The sequence below is a fragment of the Chitinibacter sp. FCG-7 genome (assembly GCF_040047665.1).
GTDB classification, from domain to species: domain Bacteria; phylum Pseudomonadota; class Gammaproteobacteria; order Burkholderiales; family Chitinibacteraceae; genus Chitinibacter; species Chitinibacter mangrovi.
Genome location: NZ_CP157355.1, coordinates 516,005 through 531,243, shown reverse-complemented (window position 1 = coordinate 531,243; position 15,239 = coordinate 516,005). Strand labels below are relative to the sequence as shown.

The window sequence follows — 15,239 nt, the reverse complement described above, 5'->3', positions numbered from 1 at the left end:
CCCGCCTGAACGGGCGTTTTTTTTGGATGCATAACGATGAAATACCGTGATTTGCGCGATTTTATGTCGCAACTTGAAGCGCAAGGCGAGCTGAAACGAATTCAAACGCCGGTGTCCGCCAAGCTGGAAATGACTGAATTATGTGACCGTATCTTGCGCAATGCAGGGCCTGCTGTGCTGTTCGAGAACGTACCCGGCTACAGTATGCCGGTGCTGGGCAATCTGTTCGGCACGCCGCGCCGTGTGGCGCTGGGAATGGGCGCGCAGGATGTCTCGGCGCTGCGCGAAATTGGTCAGACGCTGGCGTATCTGAAAGAGCCCGAGCCGCCCAAAGGTTTTCGCGATGCGTGGGAAAAGCTGCCGCTCTTGAAACAGGTGCTCAATATGGCACCCAAGGAAGTGCGCAAAGGCATCTGTCAGGACATCGTGATTGAAGGCCCGGATGTCGATCTGGGCGTAATTCCAATCCAGCATTGCTGGCCGGGCGACATTGCGCCACTGATTACCTGGGGTCTGGTGGTCACGCGCGGGCCGAATAAAAAGCGCCAGAATCTGGGGATTTATCGCCAGCAAGTGATTGGCAAAAATCAGGTGATTATGCGCTGGCTGGCGCATCGTGGCGGTGCGCTCGATTTCCGTGAGCATGCGAAACAAAATCCGGGTCAGCCTTATCCGGTCGCTGTCGTTCTGGGCTGCGATCCGGCCACAATCCTCGGCGCGGTGACGCCGGTGCCCGATACTTTGAGTGAATATCAGTTTGCCGGCCTGTTACGCGGTAGCAAAACCGAATTGGTTCGCTGCATCGGTTCCGATCTGCAAGTGCCGGCCACGGCTGAAATTGTGCTTGAGGGTGTACTGAAACCGTGCGAAACGGGCTACGTTGGCGTTTCCGAGCACGGTGTGCCGATGAAAGAGGTCGGTGGCTTCTTGCATGCTTTGGAAGGTCCGTATGGCGACCACACCGGTTATTACAACGAGCAAGACTGGTTCCCAGTCTTTGAAGTGGAACGTATCACCACGCGGCCCGATCCGATTTACCACAGCACCTACACTGGCAAACCGCCCGATGAGCCGGCGATTCTGGGCGTTGCGCTCAATGAAGTGTTTGTACCGATTCTGCAAAAGCAGTTTCCGGAAATCGTTGACTTTTATCTGCCGCCCGAAGGCTGCAGCTACCGGATGGCGATTGTCTCGATCAAAAAACAATATCCGGGGCATGCCAAGCGCGTGATGTTTGGTGTGTGGTCGTTCCTGCGCCAGTTTATGTACACCAAGTACATCGTGATTGTCGATGACGACGTCGATTGCCGCGATTGGAAAGAAGTGATCTGGGCGATTACCACGCGCATGGACCCGGTGCGCGATACGACCTTGGTCGAGCATACGCCGATTGATTATCTTGACTTTGCCAGCCCGATTTCGGGGCTGGGCGGCAAAATGGGCTTGGATGCGACCAATAAAATGCCGGGCGAAACCAGCCGCGAGTGGGGCAGGGTGATCGCACGTGATCCGGCTGCCGTGGCGCGGATTGACGCAATCTGGCAGGAATTGAACTTGTAAAAGACTTTAGTCTATCCTGAACTACTGCCGCTTAAAGAATTGGGAAAGTCCATGCTGCCATTGAATCGAGAATTTGAATTTACCCATGCCGACTTTGAAAAAGTACGGACCATGATTTACAACTACGCGGGCATCGCTTTATCCGAATCCAAGCACGATATGGTCTATGGGCGTTTGGCCAAACGCCTTCGCGCGCTCAATCTGAAAACGTTTCAGCAATATCTGCATGTGCTGGAGCGCGGTGACCCGAAAGAATTCGAGTTGTTTACCAACTCGATGACGACTAACCTCACCTCGTTTTTCCGTGAAGCGCATCATTTCGACATTCTGGCGCGTTATCTTAAGGAGCAGCGTTGCGCCACATTCAGTATCTGGTGTTCGGCGGCCAGCACGGGAGAGGAGCCTTATTCGCTCGCCATCACCGCCTGCGAGGCCTTCGATACCCTGCGTCCACCCGTCAAGATTATCGCCACGGATCTGGATACCAATGTGCTGGAAAAGGGTCGTCTGGGCATTTATCCGGCCGAAGAAGTCAAAAAAATGTCGCCACAGCGCGTCTCGCGCTTTTTCAACGTTCAGCCCGATGGCCGCTACCAGCTCAAGCAGGAGCTGCGCGATATGATTACTTTCCGGCGGCTGAATCTGATTGAGCCCAACTGGTCGGTGCGTGGGCCGTTTGATGCTATTTTCTGTCGCAATGTGATGATTTATTTCGACAAGGAAACGCAGTACAAGATCTTGCAGCGTTTTGCTCCGCTGATGAAGCCTGAGGGCTTACTCTACGTCGGGCATTCGGAAAATCTTTATCATGCAGCCGAGTTTTTCAAATTGCAGGGTAAAACGGTCTACGAGCTGGCCAAGCGCTAATGGAGCCGCGCGTCAGCTTTATCACACTGGGCGTCGCCGATCTGGCGGTATCGCTGGCGTTTTACCGCGATACGCTGGGTCTGGTGCCGCATCAGGTGCTGGATGAAGTTGTATTTTTCAATTTTGGCGCGATGCGTCTGGCGCTGTTTCCTCGCCAGCTGCTGGCCGCTGATGCTGGTGTGGCAGAGGCGGGTAGCGGCTTTCGCGGGATTGCACTGGCGCATAATGTACGCAGCCCAGCTGAGGTGGATGAACTGCTCGCGATGGCTGCGCATGGTGGTGGTCAGCTGATCAAGCCGGGGCAAGCTGTGTATTGGGGCGGCTATGCGGGCTATTTTGCCGACCCGGATGGGCATTTATGGGAAGTGGCCTGGAATCCGCAGTTTCCTCTGGATTGATTTTTAGTGGGGGTATATGTCTGTAGGATAATGGGTATTTATCCTACAAGCGTATACCCTTAATTTACTGTCTGCAGCTGGAGTTGCTCCAGGCATCCCACTATAAAGACAGTTTTAATCAAGTACCTCAACCGCCATACCAAGCCGCAGCTCGCCAGTGCTGCGAGCAATCATGTTTTGTCCAAATAGCACGCCAGCGGGAAATTTTCTGAATTTGGCCAGTGTGCGCAGTGGTTCCTGCTGCGGTGATTTCTCGGCAGTGTCCGGGTCGATGATGGTCAGGACACAGCGCTCGCAGGGTTTGACCAGCTCGAAAATGACCTCGCCAATCCGGATGCGCCGCCACTGATCTTCGGCAAAGGCCTCTGCATTACGGATGACCAGATTGGGCCGAAAGCGCAGCATGGAAAAATCCTGCCGTGCTTGCCGGGTCAGTTCTGCCAAAGAGCCTTCGCTGATGAGTAGCAGCGGATAGCCATCGACAAAACGGATGGGGACATCGGGGTGATTTTTGACGCGCCGATGCGGCTCCAGCCCTGTCCACATTATGATTGCTGTTTGCTCCAGATAGGCTGAAATCCAGTGATTGAGCTCCTGAGCACCGCTGCGGGCGGAAAACGTGTTTTCCCAGACATCGGCTTGCTGCTGCGCAGCAAAGGCTGACAATGGCGTGAAAATATCATTCATCCCTGGTGCGCTGAAGGTAATTCCGCTATCGCAAGGCTCGGCTTTGACCAGAACCAGCTGTGGGTGGGTACGGGCGGTAATGTATTGCCCTTCCGGTGTGGCCACCATCCATTCCCGATCCAGCGCCAAGCCTTCCGGGCTCACCAGGCTGTGCCTGAGCACTTGTGCCTGACCTGATTTGAGCGGGTAGCGATAAAGCGCAGACAGTGTGATTTGCATATTATTTTTCCGGTTGACTGGCGCTAGTGTACCAATAGTGTGGGGGGATAGATCGTTCTGCCTTCACTGTAATGGTGTTTGTGACTGCAAAATGCACAGCACCCAGCTCTGCGGTATTGAGCAGGGTGGCATTTTCGGCTTGGTAGCGTTTGATCACGGTGGGGTGCGGATGAGAGAAGCGGTTCATAAAGCCGGCCGAGGCCACCACATAGCTAGCCCGGCTGGCTTGGATAAAAGGAATGGACGAAGAACTTTTGCTGCCGTGGTGAGGCATCAGCAAAATGTCGCTGGTCAGTAATTCATGACTAAGCAGCTCAAGTTCTTCGGTTTTGCCAATATCGGCAGGAATCAGCATGGCAAAGTGCGCATTGCTGATCCGCAAGACGCAGCTTTGGCCATTATCATTTCTGCTTGTGTAGCCATGCGCCGGCCACAGGATGTCAAATTGAATCCCATCCCACTGCCAGTGCAGGCCTGCCTGACAACGTCGGCTGGATGTTGTTTTCCCGACTTTGAATACATCATGGGTGTCGGGCAAAGAATGCAGCAGATGCCGGACAGGCCAGCGCTGCAAGAGCAGGCTGGCTCCACCAATATGATCATTGTCATTGTGTGACAGCAGCAAGGTATCCAGCTGCATGATATTGAACGAGCGAAAGGCTGGTAGCAGAACGCGCTCGGCATTGCCGATGTACCCGGTGTCAAACAACAGCGCATGATTTTGTGTTTGCACTAGCACCGCCAGCCCTTGCCCTACATCGAGCACCACGGCGCGGAAGTGCCCGTGCCGTGGTTTCTCTGGCTGATAAGTCAGTAGCGGTATCAACAGTGCCAAGCCTGTTAATCGGGTTGGGAAGCCCGCTGGCAGTAGCAGGATTAAAATGCCGACCAGAGCGGTCGGCAGCATTAGCAGGGGCGGCGGTGGATGTTGCCAGCTGGCCAAGGGTAGGGTGAGTAAATATTGCAAGACCAGATCACAGTAGGCCATTAACTGGGCTGCACATTGCAGAATAAAGCCGCTGGGATCAAACAAGCCGATCAGGGTGAGTGGGGTAATCAGCAAGCTCACCAGAGGAATGGCAATGGCGTTGGCAAGCGGAGAAATCAGCGGAAAATAGCCAAAAATAACCAGTAAAAGCGGCAGAGAGCCCAGTGTGGCTGCCCATTGGCTGCGTAGCCAGTCTTGCCAGCGCGGATTGGGCGAGATCCGGTTGGCGCAGGCCCAGAAAAGTATACCGACGGTCAAAAAGGACAACCAGAAACCAATCGATAACACCGCCAGCGGATCGAGTAAAACCACGGCACTGAGCGCGGTGAGCCAGACGACGGCCACTGGTATTTGTCGCTGATACCAGAGTGCAATGGCAAATATAGCCAGCATGGCGATTGTACGCTGGGTGGGTATACTACATCCCGATATTATAAAATATAGTGTTGCGAGCAATACCCCTGCAATAATACCAGCCCGATAAGCCGAGGTATAGTCGAGTAGAAATGGAATTTGCCGCCAGATCAGTTGGGTGAGAAATCCGGCCAGCGCTGCGAGCATGGTGACATGCAAGCCTGAAATCGAGATCAGGTGAACGACGCCAGTTTGTGAAAAGCGCCACCATTGCTCGCTGCCGATCTGGCTCTGTTCACCAATCGACAAGGCTTTGATCACGCCGATATAGGCGTGATCGCCCAGATCACGATCAATTTTGTCGAGCAAAATACTACGAAGTCGCAATATGCCGGTACGCCAGCTGCTACCCTCCAGCGCTTCGAAATTTTTGGCACTTGTTGCTGTCGCTGCAATGTTTTGCTGCAGAAACCAGCGCTCCAGATCAAAACTGCCCGGATTGATTTGCCCGCGTACCGGTTTGAGGCGAGCCTGAAATTGCCAGCGCTGCCCCGCTTTGAAAATAGGGGCTTTGCCGTAAACGCTGACCTGTATGTACTGAGGCTGCCAGTGCATATCACCAATTCCAGCTTCGGGATGTAGCAGAAAACGAATACCAAACTGAGTACGCTGAGGAATGCTGGCAATTTCACCGCGCAGCAGCACTGTTTGCCCGATCAGTGTCGTAGGTACTCGCTGTGATAATCCCTGTTGGGCTTGCCATTGTGCCCAGCTAAACCCTACACATGCCGCAAGAAGAGCAAGTGCTGGGCGTGAAATGAATGGATTGCGAAGTCGCGCTAGCGGGAGCGCGAACAAGGCAATTGTGACAATTGGCCAGTATGAAACAAGCTGGTGCTGAAGCTGGCATAGCATCACGCCGACCACAAATGCAGTCAGAAGCAGACAATATGTCTGTGCAGTGATACACCGTGGAATAATTTGGCTAAGATACATGCTTATTGCTAGCAGATGATTTGTACCGATACCAGCCGGGTAGATTAGATGGTTCAATTCATCGAGAGTGAGGCTACCAGATTTACAATCGGACAAATAACCAGGTTGCAGTTAATTCGGGGTTGCTCTGCGTAGCTGCTGCAGTATTTTTATATAATTCAAATGATAAAAAAGGGAGAAGTCATGCACTTGATGCGGTGTTTGTTAGTGGCAAGTTTGCTTTTGGGTTTGTCTGCGTGTGGTGATAAGGCAGAAAATCAAGGCGGAGGTTCATCTGCAGTAGAGGCGCAGTCGTCCGATCCGCGCTATCAGAATGCGCTGCTTAATGCCAATCCCGAGCAATTTAGCCAAATTCTTGCCGACTGCGGCAAATTGATGTTTGGTGAACACCAAGCACCAGAAGAAGTTCAAGTGAAGTGTCGGCAAGATATGATTAGCCGCGCTAGTAGTATTGGACTAACGATTTCCGAGCAGGATATTGCCGAACAGCTAGTGAAAGATCGCTATCAGTTTATGCAGCGGGATGCAAAATAAGAAATAGTAGATTATTTAATCTGCCTATTCAGAGCAAGCCTTGATCGCTGTCGACCAGCAAATCAAGGCTGTTGCTCAGGCGCTGACGCAAGGTTTTGCGCGATAACAGCTTTTCCTGCGCGGCAATGGGTAGGTCGGTAAGGCGAAGAAGGTTTTTCTCAATCATGACGTCAACAATATCTTCGATGACCCGAATTAATGCCGTATCCGAATGATTGAAGTCGCTGTTGCTCGCTCCCAGAAATGCAACTATTTGTGGATCATGAAGCGCCAACTCTTCGTGAGCGTTATTCTGCGGTGAGCGATAGATGGCGACAATTTCACCGTTTGCATCACGCTCGACGAATACCATGCTAATTCCTTGTAACAGCTTGGCAGTCAGTACATCAGTACTAGACTGCCATCCTGTTTGTGAGTGTTATACGCCCAGTTCTTCAACCCAGTTTAATGCTTGCACATGAGCGCGATTAAGCATTTCAGGTGTGATTTGCAGTTGTTCGCACAGGCGAGGAACTTCTGCCATTTCTGCGTCTTCACAAGCCTCTGCGAGCTCAAGGAAGGGGCCATAAATACCTGTTCTGGTGAGTAAGGCATCGCTCACTGTTTCCGGCAGGATCAAAGTTTCTAGGATGGTATCCATCTGCATATCAAGCAAAACGTCGAGCAATGAAAACATCCCAACGATAAACAGATTATCTTTGTCTTGCCCATCCAATAAATGAGCGCCTAATAATTCAACCAATCGGCCTCGGGTCACCGCTGTTTTTAATAATGCAGGTGGCGAACCTGTTTCAGCACCTGCGGTTACCAATAGTAGTGTCAACCAGCGATACAGTTTCTGGTACCCCAATATGGTGACAGCGTGGCGGAATGATTGAATTTCACAGGAGAGGCCAAAGCCTGCAGAATTGATATAGCGCAGCAATTTGAATGACAGTGCTACATCACGCTTTAGTGCATTTTCAATATCGCGAATTTCTGCATTATTGCGCAGCATATTAAGCAAATTAAGGATATTGGCGTACCCAGGATTGATAACCTTGGCTGACAACGTGACTGGATGGGCGAAATAATAGCCTTGGAAGCAATCCATACCAATGTCTAGGCATTGTCTAAATTCTTCCTTGGTTTCTACCTTTTCTGCCACCTGCAGTAGTGGATGCTTGCGCAGTTCTTTGGAAATGGTAGGGACTTGCGCCATGCCAAGTTGCTGAATATCAAGCTTCACATAATTAGCAAACTCGATCATAGATGCGGTCTGAGGCGTGAGGATGAAGTCATCCAGAGCAACCCCAAAGCCTTGTGATCGCAAATCGGATAGCCGATTTAATAATTCAGGTGAGCTTTGAGTTGTCTCAACAATCTCAAGTACTACACGCTGTGGCTGCAACAGCTCGAGGAAATTACTTTCCAGCATTGATTCGGCTACGTTGATGAACGCAATTTTGTCCCCTACAAGCCAGTCAGTTCCCATATTTGAAATGGTATTGACCAACACATTGGTGCCTGCTTGCATGTCGCTGGAAAAATCGGCGCTCACCGCATCTTTATTAAGCCTGAAAAGTAATTCATAGCCAATAATTTGCTGTTGTCGGTTAAGAATGGGCTGCCGTCCAATAAATGCATGTTCTTGCGTCATATCATGATGCCTTAATGGCGTAATCCTTGTTGGTTTTACAGGTAGCTTTTGCTTTAAAACTCAGACTAAATAACTTTGATCAAAGTAGTTCTTGTGCAAATCTTGAAGTTTTAATTGCAGAGTGATCTGCATTTGCAGATGCCAGCAAATCTTCCATATCCAGTACCAGAACGATAGAGCCATCACCTGACAGAGTGGCACCAGCAATTCCTTTTGGACGAATATGTTGTAGTGGTTTGATTACCACATCATCCCGGCCAATAAAGCTATCAACAGCCAGAATAAACGAATGCTCGGCCGATTGCATCAAGACACCAAACTGGGGAACTTGAACTTCTTGCCAGCCAATCAGATTGGCCAAAGAGCGCACGGAGAGAATCTCATCGCGTACAACAATCGTTGCCCGGCCTGAGACTTCCTGTACTTGCTCTTGGCGTATGGTAATGATTTCGCGCACCATCGCCAGAGGTACTGCAAATGGTTGATCACATACTTTGACAACCAGAACCGGCAAAATGGCAAGAGTTAGCGGAAGTGAAATAGTGAATCTTGATCCATCACCCACAACCGACTGAATATCGACACGGCCATTCAGTTTTTGGATATTGGTCTTTACCACATCCATGCCAACACCGCGTCCGGAAACGCTTGATATTTGATCCTTGGTTGAAAAGCCGGGTAAGAAAATTAACTGCAATGATTGCTTGTCGTCGAGACTATTTGCCGTCTCAATATCAATCAAGCCCTTTTCCAAGGCTTTTCTGCGGATGACATCAGGGCGCATACCGCGGCCGTCATCTGTAATTTCAATCCGGATATGATCACCGACTTGGGTTGCGCTGAGTTCTACAACTGCTTTAGCGGGCTTTCCAGATGCAATGCGCTCTTCTGTTGTTTCTACTCCGTGATCTACGGCGTTTCTAACCAAGTGGACGAGAGGATCGTTCAGGTCCTCAAGCATGGTTTTGTCAAGCTCAGTTTCCTCACCGGAAATGATCAACTCAACATCTTTGCCCATTTGTCGTGCAAGATCACGAGCAAGACGAGGATACTTTTGAAACAGGCGGCCGATAGGCTGCATACGCGTTTTCATTACTGCGTTTTGCAAGTCCCCCACCAACAGGTCTAGTTGGCCAATGGCCTCATCAAGTGCTTTCAGTGTGACGCTGTCCATTTTTCCCGACATGATGTCGGTTCTTAATGTCGTCAAGCGATTTTTGGTTAAGCCAATCTCTCCCGACAAATTTAATACCTGATCAAGCCGGACCGTATCAATACGAATAGTCGTTTCTTGTGTCGCTAATTGTTGACTGCTGGCTTGTTGTGCTCTCTGCGGCAATGCTGCACCAGATGGTGCAGCTGGTTTGAGTGCCAACATTGGATCTAATATTGATTGATTCTGGGCGGAAGTTTGCACTGGCTCTATGTAGTTGGGTATTGCTTCAATAGGTGTCGACTCTTCTGCTGTATTTACTTCATTAAGTAAAGAGTTATATAAAAGTGGCCAGTCATGGCCTGATGCTTCTTGTGTTTGAACTACTGTTGTAACAGCTTCAATCGCAGGTTTGACCGGTTCGTGTTGTGTGACAGCACTTGCTACAGTTCTACCTTCCAGTACTGCGTCCAAGGCCGCTAATAATGCCGGATCAACTGGCGAGGGTAGACGCGATTGAGCCATCGAGCCAAACATTTCTCGAACAACCCCAGTGGCCGCAAGAATCTCATCCATAATTTCTGGATTAAGCACTAATTCGCCATTACGAAGTTTATCGAACAGGTTCTCCGTTCTATGGCACAGGCTGACCATCGCATCTACATTTAAAAATCCCGCCCCACCTTTGATTGTGTGAAAACCGCGGAAAATATCATTAAGTAGTGCTTTGTCGTCAGGCCGTTTTTCCAGTTCGACCAACTTGTTATCTACTTCCGAGAGTAACTCAGATGACTCGGTTAAAAAGTCTTGCAGCAGATCTTCCATGCCTGCGAAATCACTCATGATCTTCTCCTGGCCGAGCGCTTAGAAGCCGAGGCTTTCTAATAAGTCATCAACTTGTTCTTGGTTGGTTACTACATCGGTGCGCCCTTCGGCTTTTACTACTGGGCCATTGAGCAATCCTGTATCTTCCACCTTTCCTGCATTCGGACTAAACATCAGCAAGAAGTCCAACAGATGAGCCTCCATTTCTTTGGCCATTGCCAACACTTTCTTGATCACTTGGCCGGTTAAATCTTGGAAATCCTGAGCCATCATGATCTCAAGCATCTGATTACTCACCTGCTCGGATTGGGAAACCGTATCTGTTAAATGTTGACGCGTTTTTTCTACAAGTTGCTTAAATTCGTCAACCGATAATTGTTTCGCATAGAAGCGATCCCATTCTTTTGCCAATAGCTGTGATTGGGCTGTGATATTGTCTTGCAAGGGCTTTGCTACATCCAGTGCATTTAGTGTGCGTTCTGCAGCTTGCTCAGTCATTGTTGCAACGTAAGAAAGCCGATCCCTGGCGTCTGGAATTGAACTAGCAGCAGATTCAAGTGATTTATCCAAGCCAAGTTCGCGCAGGGTATCGTGCAATTTTCGTGTTAAATGCCCGATATGTGAGAACATCGACTTGGCAGGTTCAACCATTTCGGTAGAGGCTGTTTGTGGCTCTTGTTGCACAGTTTGTGCAGGGGGCACAGGAGGAGCATCGGTGCTATCGGTTTGATTTGCCTGAACAATGCTGTCAAATAGTGCCTCAAGATCTACGGAATCACCGCCTTGCATTGCTGGATCACTCACAGTCTTCTCCTGCGATTAAATATGTCTAAATTTTATTTTTTGATTAAATTTATTTGCCAATATTAGCGAATATTTTTTTCAGTTTTTCATCCAGCGTGGCGGCAGTGAATGGTTTGACGACATAACCACTTGCTCCTGCTGTGGCGGCTTCAATAATGTTTTCCTTTTTCGCTTCAGCAGTCACCATCAATACTGGAAGGTGTTTGAGCTGTGCATCGGCACGTATTGCTTTGAGTAACTCAATACCTGTCATATTGGGCATATTCCAGTCGGTGACTACGAATTCAAACTGGCCATTTTTTAGTTTGTGTAATGCTACTTGGCCATCTTCAGCCTCATCAACATTAGTAAATCCGAGTTCCTTTAGAAGATTTCGGACAATGCGACGCATGGTAGAAAAATCATCCACCACGAGAAAACGCATGTTCTGATCTGCCATAACTTACTCCATTTGCGCGCAAAATAGCTGCGCATTAAATATGTGAATCTATCGCAAAGTTTAGCTAGCCAGTAAAGGCGCTAACGTATCTGCTAGGATGAAAGGATCAAATTTTGCCACGTATGCATCTACACCGACACTGGCACCCATCGCCCTGTTTGCATTAGATGATAGTGATGAGTGCATTACAACGGGAATGCCTTGAAAGCGGTGGTCTGACTTGATGTGTTTGGTCAGGACGTACCCATCCATTTCGGGCATCTCTGCATCGACCAAAATCAATTTCAGTTTGTCTTTTAAATATTCGCCGTCATGTACCGCACGATTGGCCAAGTTTTGTAACTTGTCCCATGCTTCCTTGCCGTTATTTGCTTGATGATATTTGACGCCGATTTTATCCAGAACACTGACAATTTCTTTTCTGGCAACTAATGAGTCATCCACGAAGAACATGAATGTATCAGAACTAATATGCGGTTTTGGCAGGTCTGGTACCACTGGCTCGCCAATGACGGTGGAGAGAATCTGTTCTACGTCCAGAATTGATACCAATTTACCATCAGGCAGTTCTGTAATTGCTGTAATCAAGGCTTGATTACCCGCAAGCATCGTTTCTGGTGCGCGTACCTTATCCCAGTCAACACGGATAATTCGGTCTACGTCATGCACAAGGAACGCTTGCGTATGCTTGGAGAACTCCGTGACAATCATGGTGCCAGTCGTATCGCCCTTGGGTGCTTCTTGTGTAGACACAAAACGCGATAACGCGATTACAGGAATAATATTGCCGCGCAATGAAAGAACACCCTCTACGCCATGAGGCATGTTTGGTGTTTTTGTTATTTTGGGTGTTTGAGATACTTCGCGAACTTTAAATACATTAATCCCAAATATTTCTCTTGTGCCAAGTGTGAATAACAATATCTCCATTTTATTGGAGCCTGCCAACTTGGTTCGTGCATCAACAGTATCTAGCAAATTGGTTTGTTCTGGCTTGCTCATAGCAAATGCTCCAAATCTGATGAGAACTAGTTTGTTGATTCGTTGCGTAACAAGAAATTGGCAATACTTTGTGATAGTTTATGAGGCTCAAATTTCGCTACATATCCATCAACACCAACAGACTGTCCTAGTTTTTGGTTAGACAAACCAGAGAGTGAAGAATGCATCAATACTGGGATGCCAACAAAACGCGGGTCGCTTTTGATTTGTTTTGTGAGCATGTAGCCATCCATTTCCGGCATTTCTACGTCAGTCAAAACGAGTTGAACCATGTCTTTGACCATAAGCCCCTGAATTTCTGCTGACTGTGCAATCAGCAGCAGTTCTTCCCATGCCCGTTTTCCATTGATGGCATGCAAATGGCGAATATTCATTGCGTCCAAGGTTTGCTCGATTTGGCTTCGCGCAACAAGAGAGTCGTCTGCGAAGAAAACAGTTTTATTGACTACTTTTTGGTTTTGTACCACGGTTGACGTATCAACCCGATTACTGTGCTGCGTGGTTTCTGCCAATACTTTTTCAACATCCAACATCATAACCAGTTTGCCATTGTCAAGCTCGGTGACTGCAGTGACCAAGCCCCCCATCTGCATGGTCAACATGTCAGGTGGAACGCGCATCACTGACCAGTCTAATCGCAAAATGGTATCAACAGCTTCAACAAGGAATCCTTGTGTATGGCCGTTATACTCTGAAACGATCATGATTTCTGGACGGCTTTCTGTCTGAATGCCTGCGTAGCGTGCGAGATCAATTACTGGAACCAGTGATCCACGCAGGCTAACCATGCCTTCAACCGAGGAGGGCATATCGGGTGCCTGTGTAATTTCAGGTGTTCGCATGACCTCACGCACTTTGAAGACATTGATTCCGAAGGTTTCACGTCGACCTGAACGCTGATCCAAGCCTAATGTAAACAGCAGAATCTCTAGCTTATTTGTGCCTGCTAGCTTGGTGCGGGCATCAATGTTTTTGAGAAGGTCTGACACGAGGTTGCTCCATTTGGCGGCAGTTGAGGGACGTTGTGATATATCGACAAAATTTCATATTTATTTAGCATCATCAACTTGATGGCTACACTGGTTGATCCGCTTTTGGGGGCTGTATGATGCCCGTTGAAATGAATTACAGCTGCGCCGATTAAGGCATTTATAATGCAAAAACGGCAAAGCAACAAGGACGCTTTTTTCGTGTCAATCAAAGAATCTCAACTCAACTCCAAAGAGCTGGAAGAGGCATTTACGCTTTTTACCGAAGCTTCTCATCAATTATCAAATGCTTATGCAGATTTGCAGCAGGACGTTGCAACTCTCACTGGGCAATTGGCCGTAGCAAATGGCAATCTGAAAAAACAGTATGAAGAGAAGGCAGTGTTGTCTCGACGGCTCACTTTGTTACTTGATCGATTGCCTGCGGGGGTTGTTGAAGTAGCGGAGTCGGGTGTTGCTGTGCGCTGTAATCAGCGTGCTCACGACTTGCTCAGTCAATCAATCATTGGCTTGAACTGGATGGCATTCTTTACGCAGTTTTTTTCAGAGGTGGCTGAGTCTGGTATTTGGCGATTTCAAAACCAAGGTGTCCAAGCTTATTTTTCAATCGAGCAGGTGCGTATCGAAGAGGAGTCGGTTTCTGTCGTGCTCTTGCATGATGTGACCGCTTCCGTAGAAATGCGTGAAACCTTGCAGCGAAATAGTCGTTTGGTCGCTATGGGGGAAATGGCCGCAGGTTTGGCACATCAATTGCGTACGCCCTTGGCTGCGGCATTATTATATGTTGGTCATTTGCAGCGTGAACAATTGCAAGATAGCGATAGAATACGTTTTTCGGCAAAAGCTATTGATCGTTTGCAACGATTGGAAGCTCTGGTTCAGAATATGCTCCTATTTGTTCGCGGTAAGCCGCATGAAGTAACGGCGGTTGATATCTCCGATGTCGCTCTGGATGCGATTTCAGAAGTGAGATCGGTCTTTGAGCCTGCAGGCTTGAGTATTGTTCTAAATAATCAGGCCTCGGGGTGTTTTGTCTTGGCTAATTTTAAAGAGCTAAGCGGTGCGATTGGTAATTTGCTGGAAAATGCGTGCCAGGCCTCCATGTCAGGACAAGAAGTCATCTGCTCTATAGAGCAAAGTGATAGTGCTGTTGAAATCGTGGTGCAGGATCATGGAACCGGCATCCCCGAAGCTGTTTTAAGTCGCTTGTTTGAGCCATTCTTTACGACGCGGAAAGGTGGGACTGGCTTGGGCTTGGCTATTGTAAGGAATTTGATTTCGAGTTATGGCGGTGAAATATCTGTTACATCAACTCCAAATTTAGGTAGTGTTTTCAAGATTTGCTTGCCTCGGGTGGCCGACACAACTAAGGTGTTAGCACAAAGTTAGGTTTGTTTTTTCCAGACTCGGTGGTGCTTTTTGACCCCTGTCAAATTTTAAATATAGCTCAGTAAAAGGTTGGTGTGAGAATGACTCCTACGGTACAAATTGAAGGCAGTGTCGGCCGAGTAATCTTGTCGGGGCAATTTGATTTCAGTGCTCATCGTGAGTTTCGTCAGGTATGTGAATCCATTATTGCCAACGCAGATATTAAAGAAGTTCTGGTTGATTTCCAGAACGTGAACTACCTAGATAGCTCCGCTTTGGGCATGCTACTTTTATTGAAAGAAAAAATTGCGGCAGCCAGTAAGACCTTGGCTTTGGTTAATTGCCGCGATACCGTCAAGCAAGTTTTGGAGATTGCTTGCTTTGGTAAAATCTTCACGATTCGTTAAGACAGGGCTG

15 protein-coding genes are annotated in these 15,239 nt (G+C 48.6%); 6 read left to right on the top strand and 9 right to left on the bottom strand.

Annotated elements, in window-relative coordinates:
- Window positions 1-36: 36 nt before the first annotated feature.
- From ubiD to ABHF33_RS02445, 3 genes are read left to right on the top strand one after another with little or no spacing between them, the layout of a single operon-like run.
- Window positions 37-1,560, top strand: coding sequence for a 4-hydroxy-3-polyprenylbenzoate decarboxylase (ubiD, locus tag ABHF33_RS02455; protein WP_348945478.1), 1,524 nt, complete (start codon window positions 37-39; stop codon window positions 1,558-1,560).
- 51 nt (window positions 1,561-1,611) lie between these two features.
- Entirely contained in the window at window positions 1,612-2,427 is an 816-nt protein-coding gene (locus tag ABHF33_RS02450) for a CheR family methyltransferase (RefSeq protein WP_348945477.1), read from the top strand.
- Window positions 2,427-2,825 (top strand): VOC family protein, encoded by a 399-nt coding sequence (locus ABHF33_RS02445; protein WP_348945476.1) that lies wholly within the window; start codon window positions 2,427-2,429, stop codon window positions 2,823-2,825. The genes ABHF33_RS02450 and ABHF33_RS02445 overlap by 1 nt, the downstream gene beginning before the upstream one ends.
- Window positions 2,826-2,939: 114 nt before the next feature.
- On the opposite strand, the gene ABHF33_RS02440 is transcribed toward ABHF33_RS02445, so the two are convergent.
- The gene (locus ABHF33_RS02440) at window positions 2,940-3,731 is read right to left on the bottom strand and encodes an MOSC domain-containing protein (RefSeq protein WP_348945475.1); all 792 of its coding nucleotides are present in this window, start codon (window positions 3,729-3,731) and stop codon (window positions 2,940-2,942) included.
- Window position 3,732: 1 nt separating this feature from the next.
- Window positions 3,733-5,988 carry a DNA internalization-related competence protein ComEC/Rec2 gene (locus ABHF33_RS02435; protein WP_348945474.1) on the bottom strand — a complete coding sequence of 752 codons (2,256 nt, stop codon included), beginning with the start codon at window positions 5,986-5,988 and terminating at the stop codon, window positions 3,733-3,735.
- Between the two features lie 288 nt (window positions 5,989-6,276).
- On the opposite strand from ABHF33_RS02435, the gene ABHF33_RS02430 reads away from it, so the two are divergent.
- Entirely contained in the window at window positions 6,277-6,603 is a 327-nt protein-coding gene (locus ABHF33_RS02430) for a hypothetical protein (protein ID WP_348945473.1), read from the top strand.
- 28 nt (window positions 6,604-6,631) lie between these two features.
- Here the strand turns inward: ABHF33_RS02430 and ABHF33_RS02425 are convergent, their stop codons facing one another.
- The 7 genes from ABHF33_RS02425 to ABHF33_RS02395 form a co-directional block, all read right to left on the bottom strand.
- Window positions 6,632-6,955, bottom strand: a complete 324-nt coding sequence (locus ABHF33_RS02425; protein WP_348945472.1) for a hypothetical protein — start codon at window positions 6,953-6,955, stop codon at window positions 6,632-6,634.
- A gap of 66 nt (window positions 6,956-7,021) precedes the next feature.
- A complete protein-coding gene (locus tag ABHF33_RS02420) occupies window positions 7,022-8,242 on the bottom strand; it encodes an EAL and HDOD domain-containing protein (protein ID WP_348945471.1) in 1,221 nt (406 codons plus the stop codon).
- Between the two features lie 79 nt (window positions 8,243-8,321).
- A complete protein-coding gene (locus ABHF33_RS02415; RefSeq protein ID WP_348945470.1) occupies window positions 8,322-10,238 on the bottom strand; it encodes a chemotaxis protein CheA in 1,917 nt (638 codons plus the stop codon).
- 21 nt (window positions 10,239-10,259) lie between these two features.
- The gene (cheZ, locus tag ABHF33_RS02410) at window positions 10,260-11,024 is read right to left on the bottom strand and encodes a protein phosphatase CheZ (RefSeq protein WP_348945469.1); all 765 of its coding nucleotides are present in this window, start codon (window positions 11,022-11,024) and stop codon (window positions 10,260-10,262) included.
- A gap of 49 nt (window positions 11,025-11,073) precedes the next feature.
- The gene (gene cheY, locus ABHF33_RS02405) at window positions 11,074-11,463 is read right to left on the bottom strand and encodes a chemotaxis response regulator CheY (RefSeq protein ID WP_157669993.1); all 390 of its coding nucleotides are present in this window, start codon (window positions 11,461-11,463) and stop codon (window positions 11,074-11,076) included.
- A gap of 60 nt (window positions 11,464-11,523) precedes the next feature.
- Window positions 11,524-12,465, bottom strand: a complete 942-nt coding sequence (locus tag ABHF33_RS02400; protein ID WP_348945468.1) for a chemotaxis protein — start codon at window positions 12,463-12,465, stop codon at window positions 11,524-11,526.
- A gap of 26 nt (window positions 12,466-12,491) precedes the next feature.
- The gene (locus ABHF33_RS02395) at window positions 12,492-13,454 is read right to left on the bottom strand and encodes a chemotaxis protein (RefSeq protein WP_348945467.1); all 963 of its coding nucleotides are present in this window, start codon (window positions 13,452-13,454) and stop codon (window positions 12,492-12,494) included.
- Window positions 13,455-13,619: 165 nt separating this feature from the next.
- Here ABHF33_RS02395 and ABHF33_RS02390 point away from each other — a divergent pair, with 165 nt between their 5' ends.
- A complete protein-coding gene (locus ABHF33_RS02390) occupies window positions 13,620-14,843 on the top strand; it encodes a sensor histidine kinase (protein WP_348945466.1) in 1,224 nt (407 codons plus the stop codon).
- 80 nt (window positions 14,844-14,923) lie between these two features.
- Window positions 14,924-15,229 (top strand): STAS domain-containing protein, encoded by a 306-nt coding sequence (locus ABHF33_RS02385; RefSeq protein ID WP_157669997.1) that lies wholly within the window; start codon window positions 14,924-14,926, stop codon window positions 15,227-15,229.
- The last annotated feature ends 10 nt before the right edge of the window (window positions 15,230-15,239 follow it).